This is a genomic window from Streptomyces sp. NPDC093252 (assembly GCF_040683675.1).
Classification (GTDB): Bacteria; Actinomycetota; Actinomycetes; order Streptomycetales; family Streptomycetaceae; genus Streptomyces.
Window position 1 is genome coordinate 432,079 of the sequence record NZ_JBFBEM010000007.1, and the last position, 20,597, is coordinate 452,675.

Here is a 20,597-nt window from a genome sequence, read left to right on the forward strand (position 1 = left end):
ATCCGGGAAGTATCTGGAGAGAAGTTCTCCATCTACATCTTTCCCACCGTTAGGTTCCGGCCATGACTTCACTTCTTCGCAAGGCCGGAAGCAAGATCGGCCTGCTGGCCGGTGCCGCCGCGCTCGCCGCCACCGCCGGTCTCGCGACCGCCACCCCGGCCGCCGCCGGTACGCCCGACCGCTGCAACGGGCTCGCACTCTGCCTCTTCGAGCACAGCAACTACGACGGCACGGCGTGGGTGTGGTTCTCCGTGCCGCGCTCCGATAGCGTGAGGGCGGGCAACGATGCCACCTCGTCCCTCGTCAACAATTCCGCGAACAGCCTGTGCTTCTACGAGAACCAAGGCACGGGACTGGAGTTCAGGATCGGTCCCTGGGAGCGGTGGGGCAGCGTTCCGTCGTGGATCAACGACAAGATCAGCTCCTTCAGGATCTGCTGACGATATGACGGCCCGCCCCGGTGAGGTGCCGGGGCGGGGATGTGCGTCAGCGCTCGGCGGCGTAGCCGATGAACGCGGTCCAGCGCTCACGCGGGAAGGTGAGCTGGTCGCCGTTTATGTGCTTGGAGTCGCGGATGTGGATGGTCTGGGGGGCGAGGGCGACTTCCACGCAGGCCGCCGTCTCGTTGGTGCTATAGCTGCTCTTGTACCAGTGCAGAGCGGTCATGTTTCTCCCAGCAGTTTCTCGATGTAGGCCAACGAATCGCGGGGCGAGAGGGCCTGACCTCGGATCGTGCCATAGCGGATCGACAGGATCTGAACCTCCTTCGGCCCAGCGAACAGGCGGTTGGTGAAGGGCACTTCGTCGTAGGCCACGGTCTCTCCGCTGAGCAGTCGCAGCAGTCGGACCGGCCCTGAGATGCCCGCGTGCTCCTCCAGGTCAAACGGCATGACCTGGATGTCTACGTTACGCCGCTCGCCCATCTCCAACAGATGTTCGAGCTGCTTCCGCATGACCATCCTGCCCCCGAGGGGCCGTCGCAGTGTCGCCTCATCCTGGATGAAGCTGAAGACCGGGGTGGGATCCTGGTCGAACATGCTCTGCCGGTCCAAGCGTCCGGCGGTCAAGGTCTCCAACTCGGCCTCGGAGTAGGGCGGGCGCCGCATTGCGTAGAGCGCCCTGACGTAGTCCGGTGTCTGGAGCAGGCCGTCGATGACGGTATCGGTGTAGGCGCAGACCTCGATCGTCTCCGCTTCCAGCTTCGCCAGGTCGCGCACCTTCTTGGGGTACTTGGCCTGGGCCACGTCCCGCCGTAACCCCACGATCAGACCGTCGGCGCCCAGCGCCTCATCGGCTGCCTTGAGGAACTTCTCGCTCGGCACTCGCCTGCCGCGCTCCACCGCCGATACTTGCTCCTCGCTGTACCCCACCAGCTTCCCCAGCTCCGCCTGTGTCAGCCCCTTCCGCTGCCGACACAACTTGATGACCCGACCCACCGTCTTGAGGACCGCCCTCGCCTCCTCGTCGTCGGCGATGCGCGGCTCGGTCTCGTCACTCATCTCTCAGACACCTCCTCGTGTCGCTTCGTGCCCAACTCCCCATAGACGCACCGAGCAACGCCGCGCGGCCCGGACAAGCCCGGACAACGGTCGGACAGTGACGCTGTGTACGGCCGCCATTACTGGCCACTGTAGGGACGCCCAACCACTCTCAGTGACATGAACTACGGAATCCGTCTCCCCGCCACCCCCGCCGGGGCCCGGTTCGCCCGGCACTGCGCGATCGGGAAACTGCACGACTGGGGCTGGCCCCCCGACACCGACGCGAGCCGTACCGCCGCCCTGCTGGTCGCCGAACTCGCCACCAACGCCGCCACCCACGGACGCCTGCGGGGCCGCGAGTTCCGGCTCGGGCTCACGCTCCGCCCGGAGGGGCATCCGACGCTCCGGATCGAGGTGACCGACGCCCGCCCCGAACGGCGTCCGCCCCTGCCCGGGTGCGTTCCTCCGGTGGCCCTCGACGCCGAGTCCGGCCGGGGGCTCGCCCTGGTGGAGGCGCTGGCCATCGACTGGGGAACCGCCGGAGGCGACCCGTACACCAAGACCGTGTGGTGTGAGGTGGCGCTGAAGTGAGGTGGGGTCCGATGGCGTCAACCCGGCCGCGTTCAATTCACCCTGGGTGAGCGGTGTTTCCGGCCAGGGCGGGCGTGACGGGCGGGATGGGGGAGGCGGTGGTGGTGTCCGGCGGCGGGGGAATGGCCGTAAACCCGCTGTCACGGGTTGGCCGGAGCTGACGGGGCGCCACTGTACGGAGTCGTCATCCCGCGATTCGCTACTGAACGTAGTGGCCATCTCGGTCAACTCGGTCAACTCCGTCCACTCCGAGGAGAACAACCATGTCCACCCCGCCCCCGCCGCTCCGTGTCGCCCTCGTCAACGGCAGCTTCGAGCAGCCCGCCGTGACGGACTTCGAGATCCTGCCCGACTCCTCCCAGACACAGGCGCCGAAGAGAGTCCCCGGCTGGCTCACCACCGCCTCCGACCACATGGTGGAGCTGTGGCGCTCGGGCTTCCTCGGGGTGCCGTCCGCCGAGGGGGCCCAGTTCGCCGAGCTGAACGCCAACGAGGTCTCCACCCTCTACCAGGACCTCCCCACCACCCCCGGGACCACCCTGTACTGGCGCCTCTACCACCGGGGCCGCCTCGGCGAGGACACCATGGCGCTGGACATCGGCGCCCCGGGGTCGGTGGTGGAGCAACGACGCTTCTCCGACGGCAAGAACGCCTGGGGCTACTACACGGGCACGTATGTCGTCCCGGCCGGGCAGACCCTGACCCGGTTCGCGTTCCGCTCGATCGCCGCGGCCGGCGGCAACCGGGGCATCGGCAACTTCCTGGACGGCATCTTCTTCGGCACCGCCCCCTACATCGTCCTCGACAAGACCGCGATCCCCGCCGGGCCGCTGGAGGTCGGCGACGTCCTGACGTATCGGGTCACCGTCCGGAACGAGGGCGGCGGGGCGGCCGACGCGCTGGTCCTGACGGATGTCGTCCCGCCCGGGACGACATATGTGCCGGGCTCGCTGCGGATCGTCGACGGGCCGAACACCGGGGCGCTGACCGACGCGCCGGGCGACGACCAGGGGCACTACGACGCCGCGGCCGACCAGGTCGTGTTCTATCTCGGCGCGGGTGCCTCCGGCGCGGTGGGCGGGTCGCTGCCCAACACCGAGAGCCTGCCGGGCGGGACCACCGTCGAGTACCGGGTCGTCATCGACCTCGCCAGCGCCGGATCCTTCGTCCGGAACACCGCGTCGGCGACCTACGAGAACCGGCTCGGTGAGACCCCGCAGACCCTGACCGCCACCTCCGACGAGGCCGTCACCGAGGTCAAGCCCGCCGCCGACCTGAGCGTGACCAAGGCCGCCGACCTCACCACCGTCACCGTCGGGCAGACGGTGACCTATCGCGTGACGGTCGCCAACTCCGGGCCCAACCAGGCGACCGGCGTCCGGGTCACCGACCGGCTGCCCGAGGGGCTCGCCTTCCTCTCCGCGGAGGGTCCGGGGCTGTACGACCCGGCCACGGGCGAGTGGGCGGTCGGTACCCTCCCCGTCGGCGCCACCGCCGCCCTCGTCCTGCGCGCCAAGGCCACGACGACCGGCCTCGTCCACAACACCGCCACCGCCACGGCGAACGAGAAGGATCCCGACCCGACCGACAACACCGACTCCGTCGCCGTCTGCGTCGAACCGGCACCGGTCTGCTGCCCGCCCTGCGGGTAGCCGGGACCCGATTTCCTATGATGAACGGCCGCGAAGAGAGGACGGCCGACCGATGCACCCCCGTGGCCCCGGAATGTTCTGCTGGCTCGATCTCAAGACCCATGACGTCGGGGCCACGGTGACTCTCCTGGCCGAGTCCCTGGGCTGGCGGCCCGCGGAGCCCCAGGCGCTGCGGGCCGCGGCCGTTCTCGCCCACGACGGTCATGTGGTGGCCGGGCTGAGCGATCTCTCCCATCCGGTCTACCCGCCCGGCACCCCTGAGCACATCGCCTGGTACCTGGCCGTGGACGATGTCGAGGCCCGTACGCGGGCCGCGCTCGACGCCGGGGCGCGGCTCGTGGTCGAGCCCTTCGAACTGCCCGGGGTGGGTGCCATGAGCACCCTGCTCGATCCGCTCGGCGCGGCCGTCTCGCTGTGGGAGCAGCGCGGGTTCGCCGGGTGGACCCACGCACCCGGGACCCCCGCCACCCCGGGCGCCCCGCATCACCGGGGCGGCGATCCCGACGCGGCCCGGGACTTCTACCGCCGCGCGCTCGGCCTCGACGATCCCGGGGTCCGCTTCGGGCCCGGCGACGACGACGGCACCTGGGTGCCGCGGATCAACGGGCTCACCGAGGCGCTGCTCACCCCCGGCGGCGTCACGCTCCCGCCGTCCGGCGCAGCCTGAGCATTCTGACCGCCAGGAAGATCGCCGCGGCGGCGTTGGGGATGAGGAAGCTGGGTCGCAGGAGCTGTCCGTCGACGGGCCGGAGGTCCGCGTCCAGGCGCAGGCGGAGCTGGCCCGGCTTCCCGGGGGCCCTCGCCCCGTCCCACACCCGCTTCTCGTACTCCCAGCCCCACTCGAAGGTCCGGCCCATCTCGCGGGCGATCCGGTTCTCCTGCCGGAACCAGTTCCGGTCCTCGATGATCAGCGCCATGCAGATCTCGGGGCGCAGGGTGAGCAGGTTGCAGGAGACCCCGGTGTATCCGAGGTGACCCCGCCCGCTGTCCAGCAGGGCCTTGAGGCGGGTGATCTCGGGTTCGTCCTCGGGGTCGGGGATCACCACCGAGTACTGGGGGTGCTCATGCTCCTCCGCCGCGTACAACTCCTCGCTCCACTCCCGGAAGAAGTTGCGCCGGACCGAGTACTCCATCAGCGGCGACGGTGAGGTCTCGTCGTACGGGGCGAAGATCCCGGACGGGGCGACATGGTTGAAATGGGCGTGCGTGGCGACATCGCGGGACCGCTCCGGGAGCAGGATGTCGTAGCCTCCGTCCCCGGTGGCGGTCACGACGACGGTGGCGTGGGAGAGGGCCGCGTCGCGGTGGCGGCCGTCGGTGACGGGGTCCCCGACCTGCCGGTGGAGCCAGGAGCGCCGGGGGAGTTCACGCAGCGGCACGGGCCGTGCCGGGTCGGCCGTCAGCGACTCCATCATCTCGGCGTCGAGATCCTCCGAGGTGGCCAGCGAGGTGAAGTAGCGGCCCATCCCGCAGTCGATGGTGACGGCGCCCCCGGGACGCAGACGCAGTTGGCGAAAGCCGTAGGCGGCCCCCGGGAAGAAGCGGCGGCGGTCCGCCGCGCTCGCGCCGCGATAGCGGTCCACATAGGTGAGGAAGGCGTCCCGGCCGCCCTCCGGGTCGTAGTCCCCCGCGTACTCGTCCTCCGCCGGGACCCGGCGGTCCCGCAGCGTCCCGACGGCCGACTCCGTGTTGTGCCACTGGCCGGGCGGTGCCGGGAACACGCAGATGGGGTGCTGGACGCCCCAGAGGTCGACGGGCGGGTAGGAGGGGTAGAGGCTGCGCAGGGTACTGAGCACGCCCGAGCCGCTCAGGACCCTCGCCCGTTCCTCCGCCTTGCGGAACTTCTCCCGGATCGCGGCGGATTCCAGCGGGGACGGAATGATCCGTCCATCGGTGGCCGCCTTCCAGAACTCCAGCCACTCCGCCTCGGTCCCGGCGTCCGTGACACCGTTGCTCCCGGCCAGTTCGATGCAGCGGCGCAGCAGCGGGCGGAACAGCGGCCAGTCCGCGAGGCTCTTCCGCGTACCGCTGAGAGCGTTGTGCAGCGTGCTGCGCGGAATGTGCGGCACCAGCCGCTCGAATTCGTCGTACGACGGATTGCCCGCGCGTTTGCGCAGGCGCTCGAACTCGCCCGTGAAGCGGAGAGCCGCAGCGATCTCGTCGGCGGTCGGCATCGTCCCCCCTGAAGTGACTTCGCCCGCGCTTCCCGCCACCTTGGCAGCTCCCGCCGCCCCCGGCCAGGGTGCGCCCCCGGCCCGTTCGGATTCGTCCAGAGATCGCGGAACGCGGCGAAGGCGCACGGTACACAGAGGGGGTGCCGCAAGGGCCGACAAGGTCCGATCAGGGTCGACAAGGTCCGATCAGGTCCGATCAGGGTCGACAAGGGCCGACCAGGCCGAAGCAGGGCCGAGACGCGCCGAGTTGAGAGGGAGAACCGCCATGAAGTCCCGCCCGGGAGTACCCCGGGACGCCGCCCGGAGCGTCCCTGTCCCGCCCGTCCAGCCGGACCCCGCCGCCCCCGTCCGGGAGAGCGGCGCGGACGGAGAGCCCCGCCGGTTCACGGTGCTCCGTGTCGTGCTGGGCGGGGCTGTCGCCGGTTTTTCCCGCGCCCTCTTCGACCGGCTGCTGAGTCAGCTCCACTTCTGAGTCCCGGGGCCGGACGGCGTCCCGTCCCGCTACTGCCGGTACCCGCTCAAGAACCGCCCGATCCTCCCGATCGCCGCCTCCAGGTCGTCGGCGTGCGGGAGGGTCAGGATGCGGAAGTGGTCGGGGGTGGGCCAGTTGAAGCCCGTGCCCTGGACGACCTGGATCTTCTCGCGGAGCAGCAGGTCCAGGACGAAGCGTTCGTCGTCGTGGATCCGGTGGACCTTGGGGTCCAGACGGGGGAAGGCGTACAGCGCGCCCATGGGCTTGACGCAGGACACGCCCGGGATCTCGTTGAGCTTCTCCCAGGCCACGTTCCGCTGGTCGTGGAGTCTGCCGCCGGGGGACGTCAGATCGCTGATGGACTGGCGTCCGCCCAGCGCCGCCTGGATCGCGTACTGCGCCGGGGCGTTCGCGCACAGGCGCATGGAGGCCAGCATGGTGAGGCCCTCCAGGTAGTTCCGGGCGTGCTGGCGCGGGCCGGTGACGACCAGCCAGCCGGAGCGGAAACCCGCCACCCGGTAGGTCTTGGAGAGGCCGCAGAAGGTGAGGACGACCAGGTCGGGGGCGAGCGCGGCGGCCGAGTGGTGCACGGCGTCGTCGTAGAGGATCTGGTCGTAGATCTCGTCGGCGAAGACCATCAGGCCGTGGCGGCGGGCCAGGTCGAGAATGCCCTCAACGATCTCCTTCGGGTACACCGCGCCGGTGGGGTTGTTCGGGTTGATGATGACGACCGCCCTGGTGCGGTCGGTGATCTTCGCCGCCATGTCGTCCAGGTCGGGGTACCAGTCGGCCTGTTCGTCGCAGAGGTAGTGGACCGCCCTGCCCCCGGCGAGGGTGGTGACGGCCGTCCAGAGGGGGAAGTCGGGGGCCGGGATCAGGACCTCGTCGCCGTCCTCCAGGAGGGCCTGGACCGCCATCGAGACCAGTTCCGAGACGCCGTTGCCGAGGAAGACGTCGTCCACGTCCACCTCCAGACCGAGGGTCTGGTAGCGCTGGGCCACCGCGCGGCGGGCCGTCAGGACGCCGCGTGAGTCGGTGTAGCCGTGCGCCCGCGGCAGCATCCGGATCATGTCCTGGACGATCTCCTCCGGCGCCTCGAAGCCGAACAGCGCCGGATTCCCGGTGTTCAGGCGCAGCACGCTGTGGCCCGCCTCCTCCAGCGCGTTGGCGTGCTCTATCACCGGTCCGCGGATCTCGTAACAGACCTCGCTCAGCTTGCTCGACTGCCGGAACTCCATGCGACGCTCCTCCGGGAACTTCCGGGAACTTGTGATGCTTGGTTTTACCAAGTGGCCGCTTGGAAAGTCCAACAACATGTCTAGACTGCGTCGCATGTCACCACGCCGAAGCTACGACCAGTACTGCTCCGCGGCCCGTGCCCTCGATGTCGTCGGCGACCGCTGGACCCTGCTGATCGTCCGGGAACTGCTGGCCGGGCCGCGCCGGTACACCGATCTGCACGCGGACCTGCCCGGCGTGAGCACCGATGTCCTCGCCTCACGGCTGCGGGACATGGAGCGGGACGGGCTGAGCGGCCGGCGCAGACTGCCCCCGCCCGCCGCGGCCTACGTCTATGAACTCACCCCGCGCGGGCGCCGGTTGCTGCCCGTCCTCCAGGCTCTGGGGGAGTGGGGCGAGGACGAACTCGGCGACCGGCGCCCCACCGACGCCGTCCGCGCCCACTGGCTCGCCCTGCCCCTGCTCCGGGCCCTGGGGGAGGGACTGGGAGAGGGACTCGGGGAGGAGGAGGGGGTGGTGGTGGATGTGCGGTCGGAGGACGGGGAGTTCCATCTGCGGGTGGGGGGCGGTGGCGGTGGTGGTGGCGGTGGTGGCGCGGTGTACGGGGACGGGGGTGCGCCGGGGGAGGCCGATGTGGTGCTGGAGCTGGACTCCCGTACCGGCGCCGATCTCGCCCGGGGGCGGATCGGTCTCGCCGACGCCGTGCGGGAGGGGCGGGTCGTGGTCGGCGGGGACGGCCCGCTCGCCAAGGCACTGCGGGAGGGGTGAGGGGGGAGGGGGAAGGCCCGTCAGGGGGATGGGGAAAGCCCGCCACAGGGGGTGCGGCGGGCCTTCCGGTGGTCGGTCAGGGGCGGGGCGGGCGGCCCGAACCCCGGGTCAGGGCGTAGCCGCCGACCCCCGCCAGCGCGGCCAGCGCGCCGCCGATCGCCGTCCACACCCAGCGGTCCGACCAGCGGCCCGACGCCCAGCCGTCCTCCGGCTCGATCGCGGAGAGCACCGCCGCCGTCGTCGTCGAGTCGTCCTCGGGGTCCTGCGCCGAGGTGACCCCCACGCCCGGCACCAGTGGCTCGGACAGCGCCCCGTCCACCGCCGCCGCGCCGCCGATGTCCCGGGCGTCCACCCGCACCTCGGTGCGGACCGGCAGCCCCAGATCGGCGGTCGGCAGGCCCGGCGCGGTGAGCCGGACGTAGTACGTGCCCGGCAGCGGGTCGTTCGCCCACGGCTCGGACCACGCCCGGACCGTCCGCAGGGTGCAGGCCAGCTCGACCGAGGCCGCCCCGGCCGCCGCCGTCCGGGTCTGCGCCCCGTACTGGCACGCCTGGCGGCGCCGCAGACCGTCGTACACGTCGATCTGCCAGGTCTGCGCGGCATGCGCCTCGGGCAGCTCCACCGTCGCCGTGACGGTCGGGCGCTGCCCGGAGTCGGCCGGGAAGGACCAGTACAGGTAGTCACCGGCGGAGGCGTCGGCCGTGCCGGGCTGCGCCTGGGCCAGCTCGGTCGCGGTGCGGAACGACGTGCCCGCCGAGGTCGGGGCCCCGGAGGGGGAATCGCCGGTCGGGGAAGGGGTCGTGTCCGCCGCCGCGGGGGCCGTCGCCAGGGCGAGGGTCAGGAAGGCGCCCGTCAGCGCTCGTACGATCCGCATCAGCTCGTCCTCCAGACCGCGACCCGCCAGCGGGACACCCAGCCCCACAGCAGCCCCGCCACAAAACCGGTCAGTACCAGCGCGCCCAGCAGCCACCAGCCGCGCCCCAGGCCGAACGCGGCCACATCGGACGCGGGCGACGGCCCGTCCACCAGGTCCACGGTCAGCTCCAGCGGCAGACCGGGGGTGGTCTTCACGCCGGAGGCCGGGGAGAAGGAGTGGGTCACCTGGAGGCACACCGTCTCCGGGGTCTCGTTCTCGTTCTCGTTCTCGTTCTCGTCGTCCTCGTCCTCGGCCTCCGGCCTCGGGTAGCGCAGGCCCGTCGACAGGACGTCCGTGCGGCCCGTCCCGGCCGCCTCGCCCCGGACGATCTCCCGGCCCGACGCCGTCACCGCCCGCAGCAGCACCCCGTAGTGCGGGGCCACCGCCCGGTCCGCCGACACGCTCACCGAGGCCCGCACCTCCTGGCCCGGCGCCACCTCCACCCGGTACCAGCGGGCCTGCCCGAACTCCTGGCGGTCGGTGTAGAGACCGGACGTCAGGGCCGGAGCCCCGGCGCAGCGGTCCGCGCCCTCCACCGCGACCGGCACCACCACCGGATCGGCCGCCCGGTCCACCAGTTGGTTCACCCGGTCGGTCAGCTCGTCGGTGTGCTCGATCGAGGTGTACGTACCGCCGGTCGCCTCCGCGATGCAACTGAGCTGCTGCCGCATCCTGGTGTTCGGGACCAGCCCCAGGGTGTCGATGGTCAGGCCGATGCCCTTCGCGGCGATCTCCCGGGCCACCTCGCAGGGGTCCAGCGGGGCGCAGGTGTCCTCGCCGTCGCTGATCAGCACGATGCGGCGGGAGCCGGTGGCCCCGTCCGCGCCGGTCCCGCCGTCGAAGTCGCCGGCGGCGGCCAGCAGCGCCGGGCCGATCGGGGTCCAGCCGGTGGGCGCCAGCGTCGCCACCGCCGTCTTCGCCTCGGTCCGGTCCAGCGGGCCCACCGGGTAGAGCTGCGCGGTGTCCTCGCAGCCCCGCTCGCGGTCGTCGCCCGGATAGTCCGCGCCCAGGGTGCGGATGCCGAGCCGCACTTCCTCGGGGGTGGCGTCCAGCACCTCGTTGAACGCCTGCTTGGCCGCGGCCATCCGGGACTGTCCGTCGATGTCCCGCTCCCGCATGGAGCCGCTCACGTCCAGCACCAGATTGACCTGGGGCGCGGGGGCCCTGGTCTCGTCGGTCTCGTCGGCGAGCGCCGTGGACGGGAACGCGAGCCCGGCCGCCAGCGCGGCCAGCAGGGCACCCACGCCCGCCGCCCGCCGTGTACTTGTGATCATCGGCGGATCCTATTGAGCGTGGGTAACCGGCTTCAAAACGGTTGGTCAAGAGCTGGTATGACGGTGGGTCACCGAAGTGGATTGGGCAACTCCGCCCAGAGATCGCCCTGTCGGTCCGGCGTCAGCCGCATCAGCGTCAACGCCTTCGCGGGGACCGGGCCTTCGCGCAGGGCACGGGTGTCGGGGGTGCGGGGCAGATCCGCGAGGGCGGCGTCCAGTACGGCACCCAGGGCGGGGCCCGAACCCGCCGTCGCCGCCAGCGTCCCGGCGACCAGGGAGCCGAACAGCTTGCGTCGCAGGGCGTCCTGATCGTCCGCCAGGATGCGGGCGGGCAGTGCCGGGACCTCGATACCGTGCCCGGCCAGCCGGGCGGGGCTGACCCGGATGTCCGCGAGATCCCGGTACACCAGCCGGACCGGCGCGTCCTCGGCGGAGAGCACGACCAGCAGATTCTGCCCGTGCGCCTCCAGCGCCACCCCCAGCTCCAGCAGCCGCAGACCCACGGCGAGGACGAGGCGGGCGAAGTCCGTGAGCCAGGCCGCCGACTCCGGCAGCCCGGTCAGCGGCAGCGCCGCCACCGGTACGACCCGCTCCCCCCGGCCCGCGTACACCTCCGGCGACTCCCGCAGCACGGCGGCCAGTTCAGGTGTGCCGTCCGTGACCGCGCCCAGGGTGCGGGTGATGTGCAGCAGCCCGTCCGTCCGCGCCGCCAGGCGCTCCGCGAAGGCCGACAGCAGCGCGGACGAGGTCACCGAGGGGACGGAGATGTCCCGCACGGAGGAGGTCAGACGGGCGCTCAGGGCGGTCTTGACATGGGGTCCGGCGGGGAGGGCGAGGGTGCGCAGGGACATCAGGGGGTGCGCGGGGCGGTTGTCGTCGTAGGGGTGGTGGTGGTGCCGGTGGTTGTGGGCGGGGGTGTGGGTGTGTCCGGCCTCGGTGTAGCGCCGCCGCTCGTCGTCGTTGCGCCGCCGCTCTCCGTCGTGGCGGAGCCGCTCTTCGTCGTGGCGGGGCTTGAGGACGTGGGCCGCCTGCCAGGGGTGCACCGGCACCAGCAGACGGCTCCCGGCGCGCAGCGCGTCCGGCCAGTCGCCCGACACCAGCGCCCGGTCCGCCGGGACCGGCACCAGCCCCAGGCGCACCAGCGGACGGTGCTCGGGCGCGTACGCGAACTGCTCGGCCACCGAGAAGCCCGGCCGGGCCCGGCAGTTGGGGTGGTACGGATGCCCGTCCACGACCCGCTGCTCCCACTCCCGGTCCCGGGTGGGGGTCTCGTCCGGCAGCTCCCGCTGCGCGGCCCGGGAGAGCGCCAGGGAGGCCGCGCTGTGCGCCAGCTCGGCGGCGAACCCGTCGCCGTGCGGGACGGCGAGGGCGGCCAGCAGGCGGGCCGGGTCGTCGTAGGGGCGGCCGTCCAGGTCGACGGCGGGGGCGTAGGCGCGGGTCGCGTAGGGGTCGGCGGCGGGGCCGTGCAGCCGCCGTCCGTCGCGCAGCCGCAGGGTGACGCCGTCGGCGGAGCGGTCGCGGGCCTCGACCCAGGGCAGCGGCTCATGGGCCAGGGCCCGCCAGAGCCGGGTCAGCACGGCGGCGCGGGCGCGGGGCAGCTCCGCCCGGAACCCGGCGGTCAGTCCGGGCCGGACCAGGGCCAGCTCGGCGGCGACCTCGTCGGCGGCTGCGGGGGGTGGGTACACGGGGGGTCTACCTCCGGTGGTGCGTGGTGCCTGGGGCGGGTTGCGTGGTGCGTGGGTTTTGCTTCGTGCCTGGGTGGGGTGGTGCTGGGCATGAGGCGGGTGGCGCCGGTCGTGGGGCGGGTGGTGTCGGTCGTGGGTGCGGGCGGGCGGGTCCGTCGTGCGGGGGATACTGATCGTCCCCGCCCCAATGAACCGTACGAGCCGCAGGGAACGAGAAGAACGCGTGGATCCCATCCCCCCGCCCGCCGCCACCGGCGTCCCGGCCGACGCCCTCGCCGCCGCGCCGCTGCTGAACTGTCTGCTGCGGGAGGCCGCCGAGGCGGTGACACCGGACGGTGGCCCGGGGAAACGGTTCACCTACCGGCTCCTCGGCACCGGACGGCTGCTTCGGGTGCGCGGCGACCGGCGGCCCGCCCAACCGGAAGTCTGCACGAACGGACAGTGGCAGCCGCTCTCCCACACCGGCCTGGTCGACCTGGTCGCCGAGGAGCTGACCCGGCACACCGGCCGCGCCAACGCCGCACTGCCCGCCGAGATGCGGGACAGCCGGGACGTGGTGGCGGCACTGCTGGCCGCCCGCGCGGACGCCGAGCCGCCCCGGGACCCGTATCTGCTCTCCGAACAGTCCCTGCTCACCGGCCACCCCCATCACCCGGCGCCCAAGGCGCGCGGCGGCGGTCCGGCGAGCGGCTGGCTCCCGTACGCGCCGGAGGCGTACGCCCGCTTCCCGCTCACGCTGCTCGGGCTGCGCGCGGACGCGGTGGTGGAGGAGGGCGACACGAGCGCCCTGGACGCCCTGGGTGCCCTCGGTACCGTCCCGCCCGGCTACCGCGCGCTGCCCGCCCACCCCTGGCAGCTCGCCCTGCTCGGCGACCGCCTCGCCCCCGCCTTCGCCGACGGCCGCCTGATCCGGCTCGGCACGACACCGTTCGCGGTGTGGCCGACGGCGGCGATCCGGACGGTGTATGTGCCGGGGGCGGGGGATTCCGGGTCCGAGGAGGGCGCCTCAGGGGTGGATGGTGACCGGTCCGCCGGGGACTTCTTCCTGAAGTTCAGCCTGGACGTCCGGATCACCAACGACATCCGGCGGCTCTGGCGCCACGATCTGCGCAGGCTCCGCCGGACGGACGGCGCGGTGACGGCCGCCTTCGCCGCGCCGGGCGCCCCCGGTGGCTGGCTCGGCGACCTTGGGTACCGGACGGCCGACTTCGCCTTCGAGGAACTCGCGGTGCTCAGCCGCGCGGGGCTGCGGGCGCAGGTGCCGCCGGGGACGACCCCGTATCTGGCCGCCGCGCTGGTGGAGGGCTTCCCCGGCAGCCCGCTCGCCGCCGCCACCGACCCCGGGCGCTGGTGGGAGGCGTATCTCGCGGCGGTGGTGCCCCCGGTGCTGGCCGCCTTCGCCGGTCACGGCGTCGTCCTCGAAGCGCACCTCCAGAACGCGGTCGTCGTCTGCGCGGCGGACGGCACGCCCGTGCGGGCGCTGTACCGGGACGCGGAGGGCGTGAAACTGGTGGCGGAGGTGGGGCGGGCCGCCGGGTGGGAGCGGCTGGTGTACTGCCTGGTGGTGAACCATCTGCTGGAGGTCGCGGGCGCGCTCGCCGAGCAGCGGCCCGGCTTCGACCCCTGGCCCGCCGTCCGCCGCGAGCTGGCCCGCCACGCCGTTCCCGAGATCCCGGCCCTGCTCGCCGCGCCGACCCTGCCCGGCAAGACGAATCTGCTGCTGCGCTGGACGGAGGCGGACGGCGCGGACGCGCGCTACCGTCCGCTGCCGAACCCGTTCCGGGGCTGACGGGCCGACCTCCCGGCTGCCCCGCCGGTGACCCGGTACGGCCCCGCCCCGCTCGCCGGCCGCCGGGAGCGGCCCACCCTCGTCGGCCGCCGGGGACGGCCCTCCGCTTGCCGGCCGTCGGGGGCGGCCCACCGCTCCTCAGCCGTCGGGAGCGCCCCACCACTCCGGGTGCTCCCGGTACCACGCCACCGTCGCGGCCAGGCCCTCGGTGAAGTCGCGGCGCGGGTGGTAGCCGAGGCGGTCGCGGGACTTGGACCAGTCGAGCGCGTAGCGCCGGTCGTGGCCGAGGCGGTCGGTGACCCGCTCCACCCGGTCCCAGTCCGCGCCGCACGCCCGGAGCAGCAGCCCGGTCAGCTCGCGGTTGGTCAGCTCGGTGCCGCCGCCGAGGTGGTAGACCTCGCCCGGCGCCCCGGCCGTGCGGACCAGCTCCACGCCCCGCACATGGTCGTCGACGTGCAGCCACTCCCGGATCTGCGAGCCGTCCCCGTACAGCGGGACCCTCCCGCCGGTCAGCAGCCGGGTCACGAACAGCGGGATCACCTTCTCCGGGAACTGGTACGGCCCGTAGTTGTTGGAGCAGCGCGTCACCCGGACGTCCAGTCCGTGCGTCCGGTGGTACGACAGCGCCACCAGGTCGGACGCCGCCTTCGACGCCGCGTAGGGCGAGTTCGGCGCGAGGGGGTGGCCCTCCGGCCAGGACCCCTCGGCGATCGACCCGTACACCTCGTCCGTCGACACCTGCACGAACCGCTCCACCCCGGACCGCAGCGCCGCCGACAGCAGGGTCTGGGTGCCGAGGACGTTGGTCCGGACGAACTCGTCGCCCCCGGCGATCGACCGGTCCACATGGGACTCGGCGGCGAAGTGGACGATCTGGTCGGCGTCCTTCACGAGTTCGCCGACCAGATCGGGATCACAGATGTCACCCCGCACGAAACGGAGCCCGGCATGCCCCTCCACGGGCGCCAGATTGGCCCGGTTCCCGGCGTACGTCAGCTTGTCCAGGACGGTCACCTGAACCCCGTCCGGCGTTGCGGAACCGGACAGCAGCGAGCGCACATAGTGCGAACCGATGAATCCGGCCCCGCCGGTCACCAGAAGCCGGGTGGGCACGGCGGCGGCGGCGGTGGCGGTCACAGGATGTGGAGTTCGGGTACGTACAGAATCCACTTGCCGCCCTGCTCGCGGAACGCGTGCTCCTTCTCGATGATTTCCTGCGCGTGATTCCAGGCGAACAGCACCGCGTACTCCGGATACGGCTCGGAGAATTCCTCCAGCGGCCGTACCGGGATATGCGCGCCCGGCGAGAGAAGTCCCTGTTTCGCCGGGGTGGAGTCATAGACGGCCGGGATCAGATCGGGGCCGATACCGCCGTAATTGGTGACCGTCGCGCTCTTCGCGGTCGCCCCGTAGGCCGCCACCCGGGCGCCCTCCTCGCGCAGCCGGTGCAGCAGCGCCGCGAGATCCTCGACGTTCCGCTTCACCTGGGAGCCGAACTGCTCCAGCGTCGAGATCTCCGCGATGCCCCGCTCGGCCTCCTCCCGGACCAGCGCCGCCACCCGCTCCGACGGCGTCCGCGCCCCGGCCCGCGCCAGGGTGTAGCGGACCTCGCCGCCGTGCACCGGCAGCCGCTCCACCTCCACCAGCTCGAAGCCGTGCAGCCGGGCCGCGGCCCGGACCGAGGTCGCCGAGAAGAGATAGAAGTGCTCGTCGTAGATCTGGTCGAAGCTGGTCCGCTCGACCACGTCCCCCAGATACGGGTCCTCGAACACGAACACCCCGTCCGGCGCGAGCAGCGCGTCCACCCCCCGGAACACCGAGTCCAGATAGGGGATGTGGCACATGGTGTTGGCGGCGTAGATCACCTGCGCCGGTCCCTCGGCGGCGGCGACCTCCCGGGCCAGCGACTCCTCGAAGAAGTCGACCCGGACCCGGACGCCCTTCCCGGCGGCCACCTCGGCGACATCGCGCGACGGGTCGACGCCCAGATGCCGCACCCCGCGCCCGGCGACCGTGCCGAGCATCGCCCCGTCGTTGCAGCCGATCTCCACCACCAGCGGATCACCGGTGGCGCACTCGGTGTCCAGCAGATGGTGCGCGGTACGGGCGAAGTGCTCCCGCATCCGCACCGACAGCGACGACTGGTACGGGTAGTCCTCGCGGAACATCCGCTCGCGCGGCACCTCCTCCAGCAACTGCACCATCGCGCAATTGCGGCACACTCCCACCGCGAGCCGGAAGAAGAATTCCCCGGAGGTGTCCTCCGGACGGAGAAAACCGTCGGAAAGCGGCTGGCTGCCGAAGTCGAAGAACTGGTGCACCGAGCCCTGGCAGATACGGCATGCAGTCATGGCGACGATCCTGTCGGCCGCCTCTCGAAGGCAGCTAGAAGGCCGCTGGACACCGCCCGCCCACCCGGTCCGCCCGTCCGCCCACCCGGTTCACTCGGCGGTTCACCCGGTCCGCCCGGCGGTTCAGCCCGTCCGCCCGGCCGTTCACCCGGTCCACCCACCGTCGAGCGGGGATCGACAGCGGCCCGGATTAATGTCCAGCGTCGCGTGCCACTCCCGGAGGCAAGGCAGGAGAATCCCTGTGAAAGGCATCATTCTCGCGGGCGGGTCCGGAACCAGACTTCACCCGCTGACTCTCGCCACATCGAAACAATTGCTGCCGATCGGCGACAAGCCGATGATCTACTACCCGCTCAGCGTGCTGATGCTCGCAGACATCCGCGACATCCTCATCATCTCCACCCCCGCCGATCTGCCCCAGTTCCAGCGGCTGTTCGGCGACGGCAGCGACTACGGCATCCACCTCACCTACCGCGAGCAGCCCGAACCCAACGGCATCGCCGAGGCCCTGCTCATCGGCGCCGCCCATATCGGCGACGACCCCGTCGCCCTCGTCCTCGGCGACAACATCTACCACGGCCCCAGCCTCTACCGGATCCTCGCCGACGCCCGCGCCGCCCTCGACGGCTGCGTGCTGTTCGGCTACCGGGTCGGCGACCCCAGCCGCTACGCCGTCGGCGAGACCGACTCCGCCGGCCGGCTGCTGTCCGTCGAGGAGAAGCCCGCCCACCCCCGCTCCAACCTCGCCCTCACCGGCCTCTACCTCTACGACGGCACCGCCGTCGACCTCGCCAAGAACCTGCGGCCCTCCGCCCGCGGCGAACTGGAGATCACCGACCTCAACCGCCGCTATGTGGAGAGCGGCCGGGCCCATCTGGTCAATCTGGGCCGCGGCTTCGCCTGGCTCGACGCCGGTACCCCCGAATCCCTGCTCCAGGCCGGGCACTACGTCCACACCCTCCAGGAACGGCAGGGCATCCGCATCGCCTGCATCGAGGAGATCGCCCTGCGGATGGGTTTCATCACGGGCGCCCAGTGCCACCGCCTGGGCGCCCGGATCGCCCACTCCTCCTACGGCCGGTATGTGATGGCCGTCGCCGAGGAACTCACCACCGCAGCCGCCACAGCCGCCTCCACCGCTGTCTGACTCCACACCGCGTCCGCCCGCCCCCGGTCACCCCCGGGGCGGGCGGACGCTTTCACCCGCTCACCCGCTCACCCACCTCACCCGCTCACCCGCCCACCGGCACCCCCTCCCGCTCCCCCGGCAGCAGATCGCTGTCCAGCCGCACCGCCAGCTCCGCCGCCGTCGGATGGTCGAAGACCGCCGTCGACGGCAGCCGGAGCCCCGTCGCCAGATTCAGCCGGTTGCGCAGCTCCACCCCCATCAGCGAGTCCAGACCCAACTGCTCGAACGCCCGGTCGGCGCCGATCGCCCCCGGATCGGAGTGCCCCAGCACCGCGCCGAGATGGGTCCGCACCAGATCCATCAGCATCCGCGTCCGGTCCCGCGCCGACAGCGGCGCCAGCCGCACCCGCAGCTCGTCCGGCCCCGCCTGCCCGGCCGCCGCCCCGGCGTCCGGCCCCGGCCGGGCCCGCCGCGCCGGAACCCGCACCAGGTCCCGCAGCAGCGCCGGCAGCGCCTCACCCCGCTCCCGCAGCGCCCCCTCGTCGAACGCCGTCGCCACCACCACCGGCTCCGCCAGCGCCCGCCCCGCGTCGAACAGGGCCATGCCCCGCCCGGTGGTCAGCGGCACCAGCCCGCCCCGGGCCAGCCGCTCCCGGTCCGCCGTCCCGAGATGACCCGTCATCCCGCTCTCCCGCTCCCACAGCCCCCACGCCAGCGACACCGCCGGAAGCCCCAGCGCGGTCCGCTCCCGGGCGAGGGCGTCGAGGAAGGAGTTGGCCGCCGCGTAGTTCGCCTGCCCCGGCCCGCCGGACACCCCGGCGTACGACGAGTACAGAACGAACTCCGCCAGATCCAGATCCCGGGTCAGCTCGTGCAGATGCCGGGCCGCGACCGCCTTCGGCCCCAGCACCCGCTCCAGTGCCCCGTCCGTCAGCGCGGTGACGATCCCGTCGTCCAGCACCCCGGCCGTGTGCACCACCGCCGTCAGCGGACGCGCCGAGGACAGCCCCGCCAGCAGACCGGCCACCTCCTCCCGCACTGCCACATCGCACGCCACCACCGCCGCCGACGCCCCCGACTCCCGCAGCTCCGCCACGAGTTCCCGCGCCCCCGGCGCCTCCGGGCCGCTCCGACTGGCCAGCACCAGATGCCGCACGCCGTGCTCCCGCACCAGATGACGGGCCGCCTCCGCGCCCAGCGCCCCCGTCCCACCCGTGATCAGCACCGTGCCGTCCGGATCCAGCGGCGCCGGGACCGTCAGGACCACCTTGCCGACGTGCCGCGCCTGCGCCAGGAACCGGAACGCCTCCTTGGCCCGCCGGATGTCCCGCACCGTCAGCGGCAGCGGCTCCAGCACCCCCCGGTCGAACAGCGCCAGCACCTCCGCCAGGATCTCCCGCATCCGCTCCGGATCGGCGCCCGGCACCCCGGGCTCCGTCCGCGCCAGCGTCGTCAGGTCGTACACGTGGTACGCCACCCCCGGCCGCTCCGCCTCCACCCCGGCCTTGTCCCGGACATCCGTCTTCCCCATCTCCAGGAACCGCCCGCCCGCCGACAGCAGCCGCAGCGACGCGTCGATGAACTCACCGGTCAGCGAGTTCAGTACGACATCCACCCCGGCCCCGCCGGTCGCCGCCCGGAACTCCGCCTCGAACGCCGTCGTGCGCGAGTTCGCGATCCGCTCCGGCGCCACTCCCAGCTCCCGCAGCGCCCCCCACTTGCCGGGACTCGCCGTCGCGAACACCTCCGCGCCCAGATGCCGGGCGAGCTGGACGGCGGCCATCCCCACCCCGCCCGCACCGGCATGGATCAGCACCTTCTCCCCGGGCCGCACCCTGCCCAGGTCCACCAGCCCGTAGTAGGCCGTCAGGAACACCACCGGCACCGCCGCCGCCCGCGCGAACGACCAGCCCTCGGGCATCCGCGCCACCAGCCGCCGGTCCGCGACGGCCATCGGCCCGAACGCCCCGTCGAAGTAGCCCATCACCCGGTCGCCCACCGTCAGATCGGTGACCCCCGGACCGGTCTCGACCACCACTCCGGCACCCTCGGCACCCATGGTCACATTCCGCTCCGGCACCATCCCCAGCGCGATCAGCACATCCCGGAAGTTCAGCCCGGCGGCCCGTACGGCGATCCGCACCTGACCGGCACCGAGCGGCTCCGCACCGCCGGGCCAGGGGACGACGGTCAGATCGTCCGGCGTCCGATGCGCCCCCGGCGCCAGCCGCCACGGCTCCGGGCCCGGCGGCAGCGCCGGTTCCGGCGGGGCCGCCCGGGTGATCCGGGGCACCAGGACCGCGCCCGCGCGCAGCGCCACCTCCGGCTCGCCCGCCGCCACGGCCCCTGCCACGGCCGCCCGCAGCGCCCGGTCCGAGTCCTCCCGGCCATCCGTGTCCACCAGGACGATCCGCCCCGGGTTCTCCGTCTGCGCACTGCGCACCAGACCCCGCGCGGCGGCCACCGCCGGACTCACCCGCTCACCCTCACCGGCGGCCACGGCCCCCCGGGTGAGCACCACCAGCCGGCTCGCCGGATGCGCGGGCCCCGTCAGCCAGCCCCGCAGCGAGTCGAGGAGCGCGGGCAGCCCGTCCAGGGCCAGGGACTCCGCCGGGGCCGGGGTGTCCAGCACCAGCACGGTGGTGACGGGGTCCTCGGTGGGCACCGAGGCGAGATCGGGGTGACGGGTGCAGAAGGTGTCGAGTACGGACGAATCCGCTGAGCCCGCTGAGCCCGCTGAGGCCATTGAGCCTGCTGAGCCCGCCGAGTTCGCTGAGCGCGCCGAGTCGGCCGACCCGACCCACGCCCAGTCGGTGTGGTCCGGTCGGGCCTCCGGCTCGCTCATCGGGGTCCAGGTGAGGGTGTGCAGCCCCGGGTTCTCCAGCGCGGCGGGCCGCAGGGTCACGCCCTCGATCCGGGCGAAGACCTGGCCGTCCGCGCCGAGCAGGATGACCCGGCCCGTCGCGGTGTCGACATGGGCTTCGACGGGGCCGGTGGGGGGTGGGGTGTGGAGGGTGATGCCGGTGAAGGTGAAGGGGAGGTGGGGGGTGGGGGTGTCGAGGGTGGGGTGGAGGAG

At 72.7% G+C, this 20,597-nt stretch carries 18 protein-coding genes; 8 read left to right on the plus strand and 10 right to left on the minus strand.

The window, feature by feature from the left end; translation table 11 throughout:
• Positions 1–62 precede the first annotated feature (62 nt).
• The gene (locus AB0O01_RS17695; protein ID WP_365314366.1) at positions 63–440 is read left to right on the plus strand and encodes a peptidase inhibitor family I36 protein; all 378 of its coding nucleotides are present in this window, start codon (positions 63–65) and stop codon (positions 438–440) included.
• Positions 441–486: 46 nt separating this feature from the next.
• Here the strand turns inward: AB0O01_RS17695 and AB0O01_RS17700 are convergent, their stop codons facing one another.
• A complete protein-coding gene (locus AB0O01_RS17700) occupies positions 487–666 on the minus strand; it encodes a DUF397 domain-containing protein (protein ID WP_365314367.1) in 180 nt (59 codons plus the stop codon).
• Positions 663–1,499 (minus strand): helix-turn-helix transcriptional regulator, encoded by an 837-nt coding sequence (locus AB0O01_RS17705; protein ID WP_365314369.1) that lies wholly within the window; start codon positions 1,497–1,499, stop codon positions 663–665. The genes AB0O01_RS17700 and AB0O01_RS17705 overlap by 4 nt, the downstream gene beginning before the upstream one ends.
• Before the next feature lie 159 nt (positions 1,500–1,658).
• Here AB0O01_RS17705 and AB0O01_RS17710 point away from each other — a divergent pair, with 159 nt between their 5' ends.
• The 3 genes from AB0O01_RS17710 to AB0O01_RS17720 all read left to right on the plus strand — a co-directional run bounded on the left by AB0O01_RS17710 (position 1,659) and on the right by AB0O01_RS17720 (position 4,391).
• On the plus strand, positions 1,659–2,072 hold the full coding sequence (locus AB0O01_RS17710) for an ATP-binding protein (RefSeq protein WP_365314370.1): 414 nt from the start codon (positions 1,659–1,661) through the stop codon (positions 2,070–2,072).
• Positions 2,073–2,335: 263 nt separating this feature from the next.
• Entirely contained in the window at positions 2,336–3,724 is a 1,389-nt protein-coding gene (locus AB0O01_RS17715) for a hypothetical protein (protein ID WP_365314372.1), read from the plus strand.
• A 52-nt stretch (positions 3,725–3,776) separates the two neighbouring features.
• Positions 3,777–4,391, plus strand: a complete 615-nt coding sequence (locus tag AB0O01_RS17720; protein WP_365314375.1) for a VOC family protein — start codon at positions 3,777–3,779, stop codon at positions 4,389–4,391.
• On the opposite strand, the gene AB0O01_RS17725 is transcribed toward AB0O01_RS17720, so the two are convergent.
• Complete coding sequence (locus tag AB0O01_RS17725) at positions 4,363–5,898, minus strand: hypothetical protein (RefSeq protein ID WP_365314377.1); 1,536 nt, start codon at positions 5,896–5,898, stop codon at positions 4,363–4,365. The two genes, AB0O01_RS17720 and AB0O01_RS17725, sit on opposite strands and share 29 nt — an antisense overlap.
• 265 nt (positions 5,899–6,163) lie before the next feature.
• Here AB0O01_RS17725 and AB0O01_RS17730 point away from each other — a divergent pair, with 265 nt between their 5' ends.
• Positions 6,164–6,370 carry a hypothetical protein gene (locus AB0O01_RS17730; RefSeq protein ID WP_365314378.1) on the plus strand — a complete coding sequence of 69 codons (207 nt, stop codon included), beginning with the start codon at positions 6,164–6,166 and terminating at the stop codon, positions 6,368–6,370.
• Between the two features lie 29 nt (positions 6,371–6,399).
• On the opposite strand, the gene AB0O01_RS17735 is transcribed toward AB0O01_RS17730, so the two are convergent.
• The gene (locus tag AB0O01_RS17735; RefSeq protein ID WP_365314380.1) at positions 6,400–7,608 is read right to left on the minus strand and encodes a pyridoxal phosphate-dependent aminotransferase; all 1,209 of its coding nucleotides are present in this window, start codon (positions 7,606–7,608) and stop codon (positions 6,400–6,402) included.
• Positions 7,609–7,702: 94 nt separating this feature from the next.
• Between AB0O01_RS17735 and AB0O01_RS17740 the strand changes: the two genes are divergently transcribed.
• A complete protein-coding gene (locus AB0O01_RS17740) occupies positions 7,703–8,377 on the plus strand; it encodes a helix-turn-helix domain-containing protein (RefSeq protein ID WP_365314382.1) in 675 nt (224 codons plus the stop codon).
• Positions 8,378–8,453: 76 nt separating this feature from the next.
• Here AB0O01_RS17740 and AB0O01_RS17745 read toward each other — a convergent pair whose 3' ends face one another.
• The 3 genes from AB0O01_RS17745 to AB0O01_RS17755 all read right to left on the minus strand — a co-directional run bounded on the left by AB0O01_RS17745 (position 8,454) and on the right by AB0O01_RS17755 (position 12,252).
• Positions 8,454–9,251: a hypothetical protein gene (locus AB0O01_RS17745; RefSeq protein WP_365314384.1), complete on the minus strand. Its 798-nt coding sequence runs from the start codon at positions 9,249–9,251 to the stop codon at positions 8,454–8,456.
• Positions 9,251–10,567: a VWA domain-containing protein gene (locus tag AB0O01_RS17750; RefSeq protein WP_365314386.1), complete on the minus strand. Its 1,317-nt coding sequence runs from the start codon at positions 10,565–10,567 to the stop codon at positions 9,251–9,253. The genes AB0O01_RS17745 and AB0O01_RS17750 overlap by 1 nt, the downstream gene beginning before the upstream one ends.
• A 68-nt stretch (positions 10,568–10,635) precedes the next feature.
• Positions 10,636–12,252, minus strand: coding sequence for an IucA/IucC family siderophore biosynthesis protein (locus AB0O01_RS17755; protein WP_365314387.1), 1,617 nt, complete (start codon positions 12,250–12,252; stop codon positions 10,636–10,638).
• A 223-nt stretch (positions 12,253–12,475) separates the two neighbouring features.
• Here AB0O01_RS17755 and AB0O01_RS17760 point away from each other — a divergent pair, with 223 nt between their 5' ends.
• Positions 12,476–14,041, plus strand: coding sequence for an IucA/IucC family protein (locus AB0O01_RS17760; RefSeq protein WP_365314388.1), 1,566 nt, complete (start codon positions 12,476–12,478; stop codon positions 14,039–14,041).
• 138 nt (positions 14,042–14,179) lie between these two features.
• On the opposite strand, the gene rfbB is transcribed toward AB0O01_RS17760, so the two are convergent.
• Both rfbB and AB0O01_RS17770 read right to left on the minus strand, forming a co-directional pair.
• On the minus strand, positions 14,180–15,154 hold the full coding sequence (gene rfbB, locus AB0O01_RS17765; RefSeq protein ID WP_365314424.1) for a dTDP-glucose 4,6-dehydratase: 975 nt from the start codon (positions 15,152–15,154) through the stop codon (positions 14,180–14,182).
• A 20-nt stretch (positions 15,155–15,174) separates the two neighbouring features.
• A complete protein-coding gene (locus AB0O01_RS17770) occupies positions 15,175–16,392 on the minus strand; it encodes a class I SAM-dependent methyltransferase (protein ID WP_365314390.1) in 1,218 nt (405 codons plus the stop codon).
• A 241-nt stretch (positions 16,393–16,633) separates the two neighbouring features.
• Here AB0O01_RS17770 and rfbA point away from each other — a divergent pair, with 241 nt between their 5' ends.
• Positions 16,634–17,539, plus strand: coding sequence for a glucose-1-phosphate thymidylyltransferase RfbA (gene rfbA, locus AB0O01_RS17775; RefSeq protein WP_365314392.1), 906 nt, complete (start codon positions 16,634–16,636; stop codon positions 17,537–17,539).
• Between the two features lie 85 nt (positions 17,540–17,624).
• Here the strand turns inward: rfbA and AB0O01_RS17780 are convergent.
• On the minus strand, positions 17,625–20,597 hold a 2,973-nt coding region (locus tag AB0O01_RS17780), incomplete at its 5' end, for an SDR family NAD(P)-dependent oxidoreductase (protein ID WP_365314393.1).

What these genes read in the sequence shown, in the direction of transcription:
- AB0O01_RS17720 (WP_365314375.1), top strand. Translation starts at nt 3,777, where the DNA reads ATGCACCCCCGTGGCCCCGGAATGTTCTGCTGGCTCGATCTCAAGACC.
- AB0O01_RS17715 (WP_365314372.1), top strand. Translation starts at nt 2,336, where the DNA reads ATGTCCACCCCGCCCCCGCCGCTCCGTGTCGCCCTCGTCAACGGCAGC.
- AB0O01_RS17730 (WP_365314378.1), top strand. Translation starts at nt 6,164, where the DNA reads ATGAAGTCCCGCCCGGGAGTACCCCGGGACGCCGCCCGGAGCGTCCCT.
- AB0O01_RS17695 (WP_365314366.1), top strand. Translation starts at nt 63, where the DNA reads ATGACTTCACTTCTTCGCAAGGCCGGAAGCAAGATCGGCCTGCTGGCC.
- AB0O01_RS17770 (WP_365314390.1), bottom strand. Translation starts at nt 16,392, where the DNA reads ATGACTGCATGCCGTATCTGCCAGGGCTCGGTGCACCAGTTCTTCGAC.
- AB0O01_RS17745 (WP_365314384.1), bottom strand. Translation starts at nt 9,251, where the DNA reads ATGCGGATCGTACGAGCGCTGACGGGCGCCTTCCTGACCCTCGCCCTG.
- AB0O01_RS17710 (WP_365314370.1), top strand. Translation starts at nt 1,659, where the DNA reads ATGAACTACGGAATCCGTCTCCCCGCCACCCCCGCCGGGGCCCGGTTC.
- AB0O01_RS17735 (WP_365314380.1), bottom strand. Translation starts at nt 7,608, where the DNA reads ATGGAGTTCCGGCAGTCGAGCAAGCTGAGCGAGGTCTGTTACGAGATC.
- AB0O01_RS17740 (WP_365314382.1), top strand. Translation starts at nt 7,703, where the DNA reads ATGTCACCACGCCGAAGCTACGACCAGTACTGCTCCGCGGCCCGTGCC.
- AB0O01_RS17700 (WP_365314367.1), bottom strand. Translation starts at nt 666, where the DNA reads ATGACCGCTCTGCACTGGTACAAGAGCAGCTATAGCACCAACGAGACG.
- AB0O01_RS17750 (WP_365314386.1), bottom strand. Translation starts at nt 10,567, where the DNA reads ATGATCACAAGTACACGGCGGGCGGCGGGCGTGGGTGCCCTGCTGGCC.
- AB0O01_RS17705 (WP_365314369.1), bottom strand. Translation starts at nt 1,499, where the DNA reads ATGAGTGACGAGACCGAGCCGCGCATCGCCGACGACGAGGAGGCGAGG.
- AB0O01_RS17725 (WP_365314377.1), bottom strand. Translation starts at nt 5,898, where the DNA reads ATGCCGACCGCCGACGAGATCGCTGCGGCTCTCCGCTTCACGGGCGAG.